The organism is Haemophilus sp. THUN1691 (assembly GCF_059704425.1).
On record NZ_AP046578.1, the window covers coordinates 274,975 to 289,950 of the forward strand.

Below are 14,976 nucleotides of genomic sequence, written 5' to 3' on the forward strand. Positions count from 1 at the left end.
TTTACTCCGTTCGTTCTAATACAAGAGGACGAATGCCTATTTCTGATGAATTTAGACCGCACTTTAATGCGTTAATTTGACGACAAATTTCATCTGTCACGCCATTAGCCTGCGTCATTTGTTCTTCAGTAATCTCCTCTGGCGCTTTTTGGAATAAAATCGCATCCAATAGCCGTTCTGCATGCATTCCATCTCTGCAGTAATGAAGTACGCCAACATCATTAAATAGCGTTGCAACTTTAGCTATCTTAGTTGTCGCAATACCAAGAGCACCATCTTCACCGCCTAATTGACGAAATAAGTCATCTTGTGGGAAACCACCACATGCCAAGAAAAAGGCTCGACGAAAAACCACGCTCCCACCACAGGTCATTCGCATATGTTGCCATGCAAACTCAAAATTAGGATGTTCAGCGTAACGCGTGGGCAAATCAATTGGTTTTAATGCTAAACGTACCACTGAGGTATCTGGTTGAAAATGAAAAGTCGCCGCGGCAACTTCTAATGCGCCCTGTTCATAAACATCATCAGCGTCTAAAAAAGCAATAAATTCATTACTTGATTGCAAAGCGCCCCAATTGCGCGCTTTCGCCACTCCGCTATTTCTCGACATAGACTCGACAACTATCTTTTCTGGATATTGCGCAGCCCATTCTTGCGCTAAAGCTAACGTGCTATCTTTAGAACCATCATCAACCAACCAAATTTTCCCTAAATAAGTTTGAGACAATACAGATTGCACTGCGCGAGATAGCGTTTGTTCTGCATTATAGCAAGGAATAATGACATCAATATTGGCAAACATTTTAGCCTCTAAGCACGTTTACATAACTTCGCATAATAGAACCCATCGCCACTATTTGGTTGCGGAATAAATTGAAAACCCACCGCACTTTTATCATCACCAAAAGGTAATGACAATAACTCCGCATCCGCGTGAGCATTTAAAAATGCTTGGATTTGTTCGCAATTTTCTTCTGGCAGTACAGAACAAGTAGCATAAAGCAAAACACCGCTTGGCTTCAGTTTTTCCCAAAGCGCACTCAGGATTTTCTTCTGTAATTCAACGAGCTGAGCGATATCGCTTTCTTTACGTAACCATTTTATATCGGGGTGGCGTCGAATCACTCCTGTTGCAGAACAAGGTGCATCAAGTAAAATTCGGTCAAATTTCACCGCACTTTTACCGATTTCAGCTAAACATTCGTCAGGTTGACTCGCATCACCACACACCACTATCGCTTGCTGATTTAAACGTTCAAGATTTTCTTCTACTCGTTTTAAGCGATGAGATTCTACATCTAATGCAATCACATTAGCTTGAGGTGCCAATTCCAAGATATGAGTTGTCTTACCACCCGGTGCCGCACAAGCATCGAGGATCCATTCCTCATTTTTTGGCTCAAGCAACGTTGCCGCCCATTGAGCACTCAAATCTTGCACCGTAACTGCCCCTTCTTCAAAGTGCGGTAATTTTTGCACAGCAATCGGTATATCTAAACATAGCGCGTTAGAATGGTGACTTGTTTTTGCAGAAATACCTTGTTCTTCAAGTAAAGTGCGGTAAGTTTCGAGGGCGTTTTTTTGTGAATTCACTCGTAGCCACATTGGTGGTTTCTGATTGTTCGCCTCAATGATCTCACGCCAATTCGGATAGGCTTTTTTTAATTTATTCACGAACCATTCAGGGTGAAACGTTTGCCAATTTTTATCGATAATTGCCAAAATTTCATCTTGCTCACGTAAAAATCTACGCAAAACCGCATTCACTAATCCTCTAAAACTATCAGATTTTAATGATTTTGTTGCGTTCACAACTTCATCAACTGCCGCATGAGCAGGCACTCGCATATAAAGCAATTGGTATAATCCCACAAGTAACAGGCAATGAACAATGCGAGTTTTACCTTTAAGCGGCTTATCCACAAGACGTTTGATAATTTGCTCTAAGCGAGGCAATACGCGACACACGCCAAAACAAATTTCTTGTAGTAAGGGCAAATCTTGAGCTTTTACAGAAAGTTGCACTTCTGGAATTAACACCGACAAGGATTTACCTTCATCTAATACTTGCAAAATTAAGTTTGCTGCAATAGCCCTAGTCGAAAGTGCGGTCATTTTTACTGAGTTTTTTGCTTTGATAGTTTTAGAAGAGAATTTTTTCATTATGCAAGCACCTTACCAATAGTAAACCATTCTGCACGACCATTTAATAAATCTTGTGCAGACATAGGCTTTTTACCTGCAGGTTGTAATTGCAATAAGTTTAAGACGCCATCGACAGTCGCAATTTGAATGCCATTTTTATCCGCACTCAAAATAGTTCCCGCTGGTTTATCTTGATGAGGCAATACTTCCGCTTGATACACTTTTAAAGTTTGTGCATTGCCATCCTTATCTTCCGTTGAAAAATAAGCAATCGGCCAAGGATTAAAAGCACGAATATTACGCTCAAGTTGCATTGCAGGAAGTGTCCAATCTAATTGAGCCTCTTCTTTAGAAAGTTTTTCTGCATAATTACTTTGGCTGTCATCTTGTTTTTCGGCTATAAATTTACCGTTTTCAAGATTATCTAAAACATCGATTAATGCTGATGGAGCAAGCTCCGCCAGTTTGTTATAAAGACTTGTTGAAGTTTCAGTCGGTAAAATATCACAATAGACTTTGTGTAACATATCACCTGTATCTAAACCTTCATCCATTTGCATAATGGTTACACCAGTTTGTGCATCACCAGCCCAAATTGAGCGCTGAATGGGTGCTGCACCTCGCCAACGTGGAAGAATAGAACCATGCACATTCAAACAACCTAAACAAGGGGCATCTAATACAGCTTTCGGTAAAATTAATCCATAAGCCACAACAACCATTACATCTGCATTTAACGCTTTTAGTTCAGACTGCGCCTCTTCTTTACGTAAAGATTTAGGTTGATAAACGGGAATGTTATTTTGCTCAGCAAGTTGCTTGACAGGACTTGCTTGTAGTTTTTTACCGCGACCAGCTGGTTTATCAGGTTGAGTATAAACAGCGATCACATTATGTTGAGAATTTAGAATGGCTTGTAAATGCTGTGCAGCAAAATCTGGCGTACCAGCAAAAATAATATTAAGTGATTTCATAATGTTCTACGTTATGGTAATTGATAGTAAAAAATGCGGTTAAAATCAACCGCACTTTAATTAAGAATCAGAAGCTTATTGTTTCGCAATTTGTTTTTTATATTTCACCAATTTTTCTTTAATACGTTGGCGTTTAAGTGGAGAAAGATAATCAACAAATAAAATTCCGTTAAGGTGATCGATCTCGTGTTGAATACAGATCGCAAGCAAGCCATCCGCATCTAAAGTAAATTCTTTACCATCACGATCTAACGCTCTCACTTTCACTTTTTCTTTACGAGGAACCAACGCACGGAACCCTGGAATGGATAAACACCCCTCTTCAATTCCCGTTTCTCCTTCAGAAGCCAAAATTTCAGGATTAATCAAGACAAGCTGATTTTTTTTATCACCTTCAACATCAATAGTAATAATACGTTGCAAAATATCTACTTGAGGTGCAGCTAAACCAATACCTTCCTCTTGATACATCGTATCAAACATATCATCAACAATCTTACGAATTGCATCATTAACTTCACTAACAGGCTCACAAACAACCTTTAAGTGATCATCAGGATAAATTAATACATTAAGTGCGGTCATAATTTCTCTTGTTTTTAATGGTAGAATTTTAGCGGGATTGTAGCACTAATGCGTATTTTTCTCACTAATAAATATAAACTTTATCTAAACTGATTTTGTTAAACCAAAAAACAAAAACCCCATATCTTTCGACACGGGGTTCTTCTTTTTTATTTAATTTAACTTAGATAAGTATTTGGTAACCTGGCGGTGCCCTACTCTCACATGGGGAAGCCCCACACTACCATCGGCATTACAGCGTTTCACTTCTGAGTTCGGTATGGTGTCAGGTGGTTCCACCGCACTATCGCCGCCAGGATAATTCTTTGATAACGTTTATTTTAAATTCTATCTATGTTCTTCATTGGCCACAAGCTGAACGTTTAGTTAATTTCTTTTTCTTTCACTCTGTTTTCCAAAAACACTTGAGCGTTGTATAGTTAAGCCTCTCGGGCAATTAGTATGCGTTAGCTCAATGTATCACTACACTTACACACCGCACCTATCTACGTCTTAGTCTTAAACAACCCTTACAGATTTATAATCTGGGAGAACTCATCTCTTGGCAAGTTTCGTGCTTAGATGCTTTCAGCACTTATCTCTTCCGCACTTAGCTACCCGGCAATGCGTCTGGCGACACAACCGGAACACCAGTGGTGCGTCCACTCCGGTCCTCTCGTACTAGGAGCAGCCCCAACCAATTCTCCAACGCCCACGGCAGATAGGGACCGAACTGTCTCACGACGTTCTAAACCCAGCTCGCGTACCACTTTAAATGGCGAACAGCCATACCCTTGGGACCTACTTCAGCCCCAGGATGTGATGAGCCGACATCGAGGTGCCAAACACCGCCGTCGATATGAACTCTTGGGCGGTATCAGCCTGTTATCCCCGGAGTACCTTTTATCCGTTGAGCGATGGCCCTTCCATTCAGAACCACCGGATCACTATGACCTACTTTCGTACCTGCTCGACTTGTCTGTCTCGCAGTTAAGCTTGCTTATACCATTGCACTAACCTCACGATGTCCGACCGTGATTAGCAAACCTTCGTGCTCCTCCGTTACTCTTTGGGAGGAGACCGCCCCAGTCAAACTACCCACCAGACACTGTCCGAGACCGCGTTCCGCAATCTTCGTTAGAACATCAAACGTTAAAGGGTGGTATTTCAAGGACGACTCCATAATCACTGGCGTGACTACTTCTAAGTCTCCCACCTATCCTACACATCAAAATTCAATGTTCAGTGTCAAGCTATAGTAAAGGTTCACGGGGTCTTTCCGTCTAGCCGCGGGTACACCGCATCTTCACGGCGATTTCAATTTCACTGAGTCTCGGGTGGAGACAGCCTGGCCATCATTATGCCATTCGTGCAGGTCGGAACTTACCCGACAAGGAATTTCGCTACCTTAGGACCGTTATAGTTACGGCCGCCGTTTACTGGGGCTTCGATCAGGAGCTTCTCTTTCGATTACACCATCAATTAACCTTCCAGCACCGGGCAGGCATCACACCCTATACGTCCACTTTCGTGTTTGCAGAGTGCTGTGTTTTTAATAAACAGTTGCAGCCAGCTGGTATCTTCGACCGGTTCAACCTTCGCCCGCGAGGGACTACAATCTACGCCGGCGCACCTTCTCCCGAAGTTACGGTGCTATTTTGCCTAGTTCCTTCACCCGAGTTCTCTCAAGCGCCTGAGTATTCTCTACCTGACCACCTGTGTCGGTTTTCAGTACGGTTTAGATAAACCTGAAGCTTAGTGGCTTTTCCTGGAAGTGTGGTATCGGTTACTTCAGCTCCGTAGAGCCTCGTCATCATCTCTCAGTGTTTAATAGAAGTCCGGATTTGCCTAAACTTCCCACCTACCAACTTAAACGCACATATCCAACAGTGCGATAACCTAACCTGCTCCGTCCCCACATCGCAGTTTATCCAAGTACAGGAATATTAACCTGTTTCCCATCGACTACGCTTTTCAGCCTCGCCTTAGGGGCCGACTCACCCTGCCCCGATTAACGTTGGACAGGAACCCTTGGTCTTCCGGCGAACGGGTTTTTCACCCGTTTTATCGTTACTTATGTCAGCATTCGCACTTCTGATACGTCCAGCAGCCCTCTCGAGCCACCTTCATCCGCTTACAGAACGCTCCCCTACCCAACAGACTTACGTCTGATGCCGCAGCTTCGGTGCTATATTTGAGCCCCGTTACATCTTCCGCGCAGGCCGACTCGACTAGTGAGCTATTACGCTTTCTTTAAATGATGGCTGCTTCTAAGCCAACATCCTAGCTGTCTAAGCCTTCCCACTTCGTTTCCCACTTAATATAGACTTTGGGACCTTAGCTGGCGGTCTGGGTTGTTTCCCTCTCCACGACGGACGTTAGCACCCGCCGTGTGTCTCCTGAGTATCACTCTTTGGTATTCGTAGTTTGCATCGGGTTGGTAATCCGGGATGGACCCCTAGCCGAAACAGTGCTCTACCCCCAAAGGTGTCCGCTCAAGGCTCTACCTAAATAGATTTCGGGGAGAACCAGCTATCTCCCGGTTTGATTGGCCTTTCACCCCCAGCCACAAGTCATCCGCTAATTTTTCAACATTAGTCGGTTCGGTCCTCCAGTTAGTGTTACCCAACCTTCAACCTGCCCATGGCTAGATCACCGGGTTTCGGGTCTATACCTTGCAACTATTCGCCCAGTTAAGACTCGGTTTCCCTTCGGCTCCCCTATTCGGTTAACCTCGCTACAAAATATAAGTCGCTGACCCATTATACAAAAGGTACGCAGTCACCCTTTCAGGCTCCCACTGCTTGTACGTACAAGGTTTCAGGTTCTATTTCACTCCCCTCACCGGGGTTCTTTTCGCCTTTCCTTCACAGTACTGGTTCACTATCGGTCAATCAGGAGTATTTAGCCTTGGAGGATGGTCCCCCCATCTTCAAACAGGATATCACGTGTCCCGCCCTACTTATCGTTAACTTAGTACCACAGCCTGGATGTCGAGTACGGGGCTATCACCCTGTGTCGCTAAGCTTCCCAGCTTATTCCTCTATCTCTGCTGCTATCATTAACAGGCTCTTTCGCTTTCGCTCGCCGCTACTGACGAAATCTCGGTTGATTTCTTTTCCTCGGGGTACTTAGATGTTTCAGTTCTCCCGGTTTGCCTCACCTACCTATGTATTCAGTAAGTGATAGTAGATTCTTCATCTACTGGGTTTCCCCATTCGGATATCTTGGATTAAACGCCTCTTATCGACTCATCCAAGCTTTTCGCAGATTAGCACGTCCTTCTTCGCCTCTGATTGCCAAGGCATCCACCTTGTACGCTTAGTCACTTAACTATACAACCTCAAATGTTTTCAATCACTTTAAGTTTTCACTTGAAAGTGCGGTCAATTTGATGCGTATCTTCATTCAACTAAACACTTGATTGCTTTTGTTCAATCAAGATTTTATGCAAAACAGGTTTTATTTTTAGATTTCCCTTTTCAGTTCCCTCTTTCACTTTCCTGCCTTGCCTACTCAGACTTTCTCTCGAAAATCTCTTGTTTTCAGCTTGTTTCCAATTTTTTAAAGAACAGTAAGATAATCTAACAAAGTTATCTTTAATTGGCGTCCCCACGGGGATTCGAACCCCGGTTACCGCCGTGAAAGGGCGATGTCCTAGGCCTCTAGACGATGGGGACATCAATTAAAGATACTCTATCTTATTCTTATCTTTCAACGTTGCTTTCGCTTCGTTTCAAATCTTGTCTACAACAATCAGCCAATCTGTGTGAGCACTCGCTGTCTCTCGTCTTTGGTAAGGAGGTGATCCAACCGCAGGTTCCCCTACGGTTACCTTGTTACGACTTCACCCCAGTCATGAATCATACCGTGGTAAACGCCCTCCAAAAGGTTAAGCTATCTACTTCTGGTACAACCCACTCCCATGGTGTGACGGGCGGTGTGTACAAGGCCCGGGAACGTATTCACCGCGACATTCTGATTCGCGATTACTAGCGATTCCGACTTCATGGAGTCGAGTTGCAGACTCCAATCCGGACTTAGACGTACTTTCTGAGATTCGCTCCACCTCGCAGTTTCGCCACCCTCTGTATACGCCATTGTAGCACGTGTGTAGCCCTACTCGTAAGGGCCATGATGACTTGACGTCATCCCCACCTTCCTCCAGTTTATCACTGGCAGTCTCCTTTGAGTTCCCGACCAAATCGCTGGCAACAAAGGATAAGGGTTGCGCTCGTTGCGGGACTTAACCCAACATTTCACAACACGAGCTGACGACAGCCATGCAGCACCTGTCTCATGGTTCCCGAAGGCACTCCCGTATCTCTACAGGATTCCATGGATGTCAAGAGTAGGTAAGGTTCTTCGCGTTGCATCGAATTAAACCACATGCTCCACCGCTTGTGCGGGCCCCCGTCAATTCATTTGAGTTTTAACCTTGCGGCCGTACTCCCCAGGCGGTCGATTTATCACGTTAGCTACGGGCACCAAGCTTTAAGCCCAATCCCCAAATCGACAGCGTTTACAGCGTGGACTACCAGGGTATCTAATCCTGTTTGCTCCCCACGCTTTCGCACATGAGCGTCAGTACATTCCCAAGGGGCTGCCTTCGCCTTCGGTATTCCTCCACATCTCTACGCATTTCACCGCTACACGTGGAATTCTACCCCTCCCTAAAGTACTCTAGTTACCCAGTCTGAAATGCAATTCCCAGGTTAAGCCCGGGGCTTTCACACCTCACTTAAATAACCGCCTGCGTGCCCTTTACGCCCAGTTATTCCGATTAACGCTCGCACCCTCCGTATTACCGCGGCTGCTGGCACGGAGTTAGCCGGTGCTTCTTCTGTATTTAACGTCAATGATGTCTACTATTAGCACACATCCCTTCCTCAATACCGAAAGAACTTTACAACCCGAAGGCCTTCTTCATTCACGCGGCATGGCTGCGTCAGGGTTCCCCCCATTGCGCAATATTCCCCACTGCTGCCTCCCGTAGGAGTCTGGACCGTGTCTCAGTTCCAGTGTGGCTGGTCATCCTCTCAGACCAGCTAGAGATCGTCGGCTTGGTAGGCCTTTACCCCACCAACTACCTAATCCCACTTGGGCTCATCTTATGGCATGTGGCCCGAAGGTCCCACACTTTAATCTTTCGATATTACGCGGTATTAGCTACAGTTTCCCGTAGTTATCCCCCTCCATAAGCCAGATTCCCAAGCATTACTCACCCGTCCGCCACTCGTCAGCAAGAAAGCAAGCTTTCTCCTGCTACCGTTCGACTTGCATGTGTTAAGCCTGCCGCCAGCGTTCAATCTGAGCCATGATCAAACTCTTCAATTCAAGTTCAATCGCTCAATACTGCTGACATAAAATGTCACTACTTAAAAAGTATAATGAATTTCTAGTTAGCACCTATTAAGACTTCAAAATTAAAAAATATTTTTAAAACAAGTCAATCAACAAGTGCCCACACAGATTGTCTGATATATTGTTAAAGAGCAAAAAACAACGACGCACGTGCAAACTTAAATATTTCACAACAGTGCGTCGTTGTGTGCGGTGCATTATAGGGATTTTCAAAACCCTTGCAAGTACTTTTTGTAAAAATATTTAAAAAAATGATCTTTTGATGGAAATATAAACGGTTCCCTCAAAAGTGCGGTCAAAATTCGAAATATTTATTAAAAATTAAACCTCAGCTAAGATCTCCAGAATGCAGGTGTAAATAATGCTAAAAGAGTAAAAATTTCTAAGCGCCCACATACCATTGCGATAGTTAAAATCCATTTCGCACTATCTGGAATGGCGATCATATTACTACTAACAGCACCTAATCCTGGCCCTAAATTATTTATACTCGCCAACACAGCATTAAAGGCATTGAAAGGTTCAACGCCACAAGCAATGACACCGAGTAAACAAATTAAAAATACTAAAATATAAGCCGAAAAGAATGCCCAAATACTACCAATCACTCTTTCATCTAATACATTTTTTCCCCATTTAATTGGATAAACCAAATTAGGATGGACTACGCGTTTGAGTTCTCGTTTTCCTTGTAGGTAAAGCACTAATACACGCGCAACTCTTAAACCACCACCAACAGATCCAGCACACCCCCCCATAAAAGATGCAGAGATTAACAATACGGGCACAAATGAGGGCCAAGCGGAAAAATCAGACGTTGTGTAACCTGTTGTGGTAGAGATAGAGACAGCCTGAAACAATACCTGCTCAAAATCTTGCCATGAAGTCTTAAAGTAACTGTATCCCCACATTACTGAAGTACAAACCCCAACTAAAATAACTTGGATACTGATAAAAAAACGAAATTCAGGATCACGTAAATAAATTTTGAAGAAATTTTCACGTCCAATCGTTGAAAAAGCACGGAAATGTAGACCAAAGTTACAAGCAGAAACTAATAAAAATAAAACCGTAATTCCGTTAATCAATGGGCTATTGAAATAACCGATACTGGCATCATGCGTTGAAAAACCGCCAATAGAAACAGTCGAGAAACTGTGGGTAATCGCATCAAAAACACTCATTCCTGCCAACCAATAAGCTAAAGCGCATGACAAGGTTAAAGAAAGGTAAATCATCCACAAAACTTTTGCGGTTTCAGTAATCCGAGGGCGAATTTTTTGTTCCTTCATTGGACCAGACATTTCTGCACGGTAAAGTTGCATTCCGCCAATGCCTAAAAGGGGAATGATCGCAATCGCTAATACAATGATCCCCATCCCACCAAGCCATTGTAAAAACTGTCGGTAAAACAAAATTGCTTTTGGTAAATTATCCAATCCAGTCATCACGGTGGCACCTGTCGTCGTTAGGCCCGAAAAAGCCTCAAATACAGCGGAAGCCACCGTTAAGTGTGGTGCATCAAACAATAGAAGCGGCAAAGTAGCCAAGCCGCCAAGTACAAACCAAAAAGCCACAACAATCAAAAAACCATCACGGGATCGTAATTCTTGTTTATGGTGATGGCATGGCCACCAAAGCAATGTGCCCGCCGTCAAACTCAACATAAAAGCCTGCATAAATGCCTTACCGCCACCATCGCCATAAATCAGTGCGACAAATGCTGGAATCAGCATCGTGCCAGAAAAACACATCACAAGAATACCAATAATTCGGATAATCGATAAAATATGCACTATTATTCGCCTGTTTCTAAAAGTTGGATGACTAATCTGCCCGCAGACTTTTCCGTTAATTCTGAAGAAAAAACATCGACTGTTTTTTCACTAATACCTAAAATCAAATGAATATTTGCCTGAAAATCTTGAGATAAAATCTCAACCTGATATTTTTCACAAAGTTGTTGGACTAAATTTAGCTGGCCATAATCACAATCAAGTTTGAAAGGGGTTCGTTCAACTTTAATTTCGCTTTCAATCAGCTTTAACGCTTGTTGTACGCCATTACCGTAAGCACGAACTAATCCGCCTGTTCCAAGCAAAATACCACCATAATAGCGAACTACCACCGCACTAATTTCACCTAATTGACTACCTTGCAATGCACTCAACATTGGCTTTCCTGCCGTTCCAGCAGGTTCGCCATCATCAGAAAAACCAAGTTGTAGAGAATCTGTTGGCTTGCCTGCTACGGCAGCCCAACAATGATGCCGAGCATTTGGATGTTCTTGTTTAATCTTTGCCCAAAAAGCTCTTGCATCTTCTAAACCTTCGGTATGCTGTAAATAAGTAATAAAACGGCTTTTCTTAATTTCTTCTTCAAAAACAACCGCTCTTTTAGGAACGAGGTATTCCGCCATTTATTTTTTCAAGGTAATTTCAATAGCACTAGTCTATCACTGATGACTGGGATTTGTCGAAATTTTGCCGTAAGTGCGGTATGATATGGCTCTGTTTTTCAAAAGAAAAAAGAATATGTCTGAAATTTCCGTCACACAAACCCTAGATACTTTAGGATTACGTTGCCCAGAACCTGTCATGCTTGTTCGTAAAAATATTCGTCATCTTAACGATGGAGAAATACTTTTGATTATTGCTGACGATCCTGCAACAACAAGAGATATTCCAAGTTTCTGTCAATTTATGGATCACACATTACTGCAAAGTGAGGTGGAAAAACCGCCGTTCAAATATTGGGTGAAAAAAGGAAAATAAAAAATCGGCCGCATTAAAGTGCGGCCGATTTTTTGTAATTATTAAAGATTGCGTAAGGCTTCAATACGCTTTTCGAGTGGCGGATGGCTCATAAAGAGTTCACTTCGTTTTCCATTAATCATAAAGGCATTTAAAGACCCTTCGAGATTTTGTGGTTCGTGAAGTTGTTGCAAACGTTGCAGTGCCATAATCATTTTTTCTTTGCCTACTAAACTTGCTGAACCAGCATCTGCACGGAATTCGCGGTAACGGGAGAACCACATTGCGATAATACTCGCAAGCACACCAAAGAGCATTTCCAATACCATCGAAACCAAGAAATAAATACCTGAACTGCGCGTTTCCTCTCCATTATTGTTACGCGAACTTGCTACCGCTGTTGCAATAACGCGCGATAAGAAAATCACGAAAGTATTCAATACGCCTTGTAATAACGCCATAGTCACCATATCCCCATTGGAAATATGGGAAATTTCGTGCGCTAAAACAGCTTCAGCTTCAGCCTCAGTCATGTTGTTTAATAATCCAGTGCTTACTGCCACCAAAGAATTGCTTTTCGTCGCGCCTGTCGCAAAAGCATTCACATCGGGTGAATGATAAATTGCCACGTCTGGCATGGGAATACCTGCTTTCTGTGCTTGGCGACTAACGGTATCAATTAACCAATGTTCAGTTTGATTACGAGGTTGAGTAATCACTTCTCCATCTACAGAACGTAATGCCATCGTTTTAGACAGGAATAATGAAATTAATGAACCAACAAAACCAAATAGCAACGCCATAATTAAAATGCCGCCGGTGCTATTTCCAGCAATACCAGTCACACTTAAAATAATACCTAATACCAGCATTACAGCCATATTGGTTGCCAAGAAAAGAAGAATACGCATCATAATGTGTTCTCTCAAAGTTAGGGTTAGTATTTCCTTAGTGGGGAAAATTCACAAAAAATTCAAGGTGTAATGTAAAATTTTTGTTATCAGCATACAAACAAAAAGCGCGGTCAAAAACATGCGAGTTTATGACCGCACTTTTAAGCAGAAATTACCAAACAGAAAATTATTTTCTTACAGCAATCGCTTCAATTTCTAATCCTACATCTTTTGGTAAACGTGCAACTTCTACGCAAGAACGAGCAGGGAAGTTAGGGTGATTATTTTCTTTAAAGAAACGTTCGTATTCTGCATTAACCGCTGCAAAATCATTAAGATCTTTCACAAAAACAGTCGTTTTTACAATATCTGCAGCGGTTAAACCCGCTTTCTCAATAATCGCTTTCACATTTTCTAAAGATTGACGTGCTTGTGCAACGATGTCAGCGGGCACTTCGCCTGTTGCAGGATTCACGGGAATTTGCCCTGAGGTTAAAACTAAATTGCCAAGATCAACCGCTTGAACATAAGGGCCGATAGCTGACGGTGCTTTTTCAGTATGAATAATTTGAGTCATCATTTTCTCCTTGGTTGATAAAAGTGCGGTTATTTTTCACAGCACTTTTTCGTTTATTAATCAATTTCTTTTAGCACGTCATCAGAAAGCGATTCTTTATTTTCTGTTGATTTGCCATCACTCACTTTAAATTGTAAATTTTGGTAATACGCTTCTCTAAAGGTTACATATGGATCTTGTGCTTGGCGTAACAACTCCGCGTTATCGATATTTTTCGCACGGGCATCCACCGCTTGCACACCATATTTCACTAACGACCACGGACCACCCACCCATTCCCAGAATGGATACATATAAGCCGCATCAACCACCGCGCCCGTTAATTGGCGTGGCGTTGTTGCATTATAAATCGGTAGCACAATATAAGTCCCAGCATCTACGCCGTAGCTACCTAAAGTTTCCCCAAATCCACGTTGATTATCTACGCGCAGCTCTTTGCTTGCGCTCGCAAAATCAATAAAGCCACCTAGACCAAATACAGTGTTAATCCAAAAGCGATTAAAGTGAACAAATGCTTTTTTCGGTTCACCTTCAATTAAGCGGTTCACAAAGCTTACTGGCTCATCAAGGTTATTTGCAATGCCAGCAAGACCTGAAGAAATAGGCTTAGGCACATAGTTATTCCAACCTTTTGCAGCGGGTTCTAACACATAGCGATCCATAACGTTATAGTTAAATTTCCACATGGTTCGATTGAACCCTTCAAGGGTATCATTACGCTCACTCGCTTGTTTTGTGTCGTTCTTATTTGCACAACCTGTCAGCACAATTACGCCGAAAAGTGCGGTCAAAATCGTCTTTATTTTCATTTTGAATCCTTATATAAATGTGGGCTTATTCTACCTAATTTGCCAAGTAACAACAAAATAAATATTGCCTATAAAACATATAAAAAGTGCGGTAAAAAACCATTATTTTTACCGCACTTTCTCATTCCTAACATAAAACTAATTTCGTTTTCTGACCTTTCAGATAATTAACAATTCCTTCAGGAACATCATCCGTAAACAAATATTCCACATCACTTAATTCACCCAATCGAACAATCGCTTGGCGCGTAAATTTAGAGTGATCGGTCACTAATAAGGTCTGACGTGAACTTTCAATAATCGCTCTCTTGACTTGTACTTCGTGGTAATCATAATCCAATAATGAACCATCAGCATCAATCGCGCTAATCCCTAAAATCCCGAAATCTAGGCGAAATTGAGAAATAAAATTCACTGTAGCTTCGCCGATAATTCCACCATCCATTCGTAATGATCCGCCCGCCATGACAATATCAAAACTTTCATTTTGGCGTAAAAGATGAGCGGCATTCAGATTGTTCGTCACAATTCGGAGTTTTTCGTGGCCAAGCAATGCATTGGCGACAGCCTCAGGCGTGGTACCAATATCAATAAACAACGATGCGCCGTTAGGAATCAACTTCGCAACTTCCTGTGCAATATTATTTTTTTGTAATGAAAAGAATTGTTTACGATCCACATAATCAGAATTTTCTGCAGAAGATGGCGATGCCGCGCCACCATGATGGCGACGAATTAAATCTAACTCTGCCAAAATATTCAAATCACGGCGAATTGTTTGAGGGCTAACATCTAAGGCAGCAACCAATTCTTCCGTGCTTAAATAGCCGGATTGTTCCACCAGTTTAATAATTTGTTGATGCCGTAACGACTGCTTCATAGAAAACCCTTTAT

Annotated in this window: 11 protein-coding genes, 1 tRNA gene and 3 rRNA genes; 1 reads left to right on the forward strand and 14 read right to left on the reverse strand. The window is 42.5% G+C overall.

Annotation, left to right across the window (positions count from 1 at the left end):
• Position 1: 1 nt before the first annotated feature.
• The 10 genes from AC6H0J_RS01330 to AC6H0J_RS01375 form a co-directional block, all read right to left on the reverse strand.
• On the reverse strand, positions 2-805 hold the full coding sequence (locus tag AC6H0J_RS01330; RefSeq protein WP_005627588.1) for a glycosyltransferase family 2 protein: 804 nt from the start codon (positions 803-805) through the stop codon (positions 2-4).
• A gap of 8 nt (positions 806-813) precedes the next feature.
• The gene (rsmB, locus tag AC6H0J_RS01335; RefSeq protein ID WP_005627587.1) at positions 814-2,166 is read right to left on the reverse strand and encodes a 16S rRNA (cytosine(967)-C(5))-methyltransferase RsmB; all 1,353 of its coding nucleotides are present in this window, start codon (positions 2,164-2,166) and stop codon (positions 814-816) included.
• Positions 2,166-3,122 (reverse strand): methionyl-tRNA formyltransferase, encoded by a 957-nt coding sequence (gene fmt / locus AC6H0J_RS01340; RefSeq protein WP_497512719.1) that lies wholly within the window; start codon positions 3,120-3,122, stop codon positions 2,166-2,168. Before fmt ends, rsmB begins: the two co-directional genes overlap by 1 nt.
• Before the next feature lie 75 nt (positions 3,123-3,197).
• Complete coding sequence (gene def, locus AC6H0J_RS01345) at positions 3,198-3,707, reverse strand: peptide deformylase (RefSeq protein ID WP_005627576.1); 510 nt, start codon at positions 3,705-3,707, stop codon at positions 3,198-3,200.
• Between the two features lie 181 nt (positions 3,708-3,888).
• Positions 3,889-4,004, reverse strand: a 5S ribosomal RNA gene (gene rrf / locus AC6H0J_RS01350).
• 118 nt (positions 4,005-4,122) lie between these two features.
• Positions 4,123-7,021 (reverse strand): 23S ribosomal RNA (locus AC6H0J_RS01355).
• 269 nt (positions 7,022-7,290) lie between these two features.
• Positions 7,291-7,366, reverse strand: a tRNA-Glu gene (locus tag AC6H0J_RS01360).
• Between the two features lie 117 nt (positions 7,367-7,483).
• Positions 7,484-9,023 (reverse strand): 16S ribosomal RNA (locus tag AC6H0J_RS01365).
• Together the 16S, 23S and 5S rRNA genes with 1 tRNA gene alongside form the textbook arrangement of a ribosomal RNA operon.
• 359 nt (positions 9,024-9,382) lie before the next feature.
• Positions 9,383-10,846, reverse strand: a complete 1,464-nt coding sequence (locus AC6H0J_RS01370; protein WP_005629751.1) for a TrkH family potassium uptake protein — start codon at positions 10,844-10,846, stop codon at positions 9,383-9,385.
• A gap of 2 nt (positions 10,847-10,848) precedes the next feature.
• The gene (locus tag AC6H0J_RS01375; protein WP_005629753.1) at positions 10,849-11,469 is read right to left on the reverse strand and encodes a YigZ family protein; all 621 of its coding nucleotides are present in this window, start codon (positions 11,467-11,469) and stop codon (positions 10,849-10,851) included.
• A 115-nt stretch (positions 11,470-11,584) separates the two neighbouring features.
• Here AC6H0J_RS01375 and tusA point away from each other — a divergent pair, with 115 nt between their 5' ends.
• Entirely contained in the window at positions 11,585-11,824 is a 240-nt protein-coding gene (gene tusA, locus AC6H0J_RS01380) for a sulfurtransferase TusA (protein WP_005630802.1), read from the forward strand.
• Positions 11,825-11,865: 41 nt separating this feature from the next.
• Here the strand turns inward: tusA and htpX are convergent, their stop codons facing one another.
• From htpX to AC6H0J_RS01400, 4 genes are all read right to left on the reverse strand, one after another.
• A complete protein-coding gene (gene htpX / locus AC6H0J_RS01385; RefSeq protein WP_192885354.1) occupies positions 11,866-12,720 on the reverse strand; it encodes a protease HtpX in 855 nt (284 codons plus the stop codon).
• A gap of 163 nt (positions 12,721-12,883) precedes the next feature.
• Positions 12,884-13,273, reverse strand: a complete 390-nt coding sequence (locus tag AC6H0J_RS01390; protein ID WP_005629596.1) for a RidA family protein — start codon at positions 13,271-13,273, stop codon at positions 12,884-12,886.
• 56 nt (positions 13,274-13,329) lie between these two features.
• The gene (locus tag AC6H0J_RS01395; RefSeq protein WP_005629599.1) at positions 13,330-14,082 is read right to left on the reverse strand and encodes an MlaA family lipoprotein; all 753 of its coding nucleotides are present in this window, start codon (positions 14,080-14,082) and stop codon (positions 13,330-13,332) included.
• 127 nt (positions 14,083-14,209) lie between these two features.
• Entirely contained in the window at positions 14,210-14,962 is a 753-nt protein-coding gene (locus AC6H0J_RS01400; protein WP_005643940.1) for a DeoR/GlpR family transcriptional regulator, read from the reverse strand.
• Between the last annotated feature and the right edge of the window lie 14 nt (positions 14,963-14,976).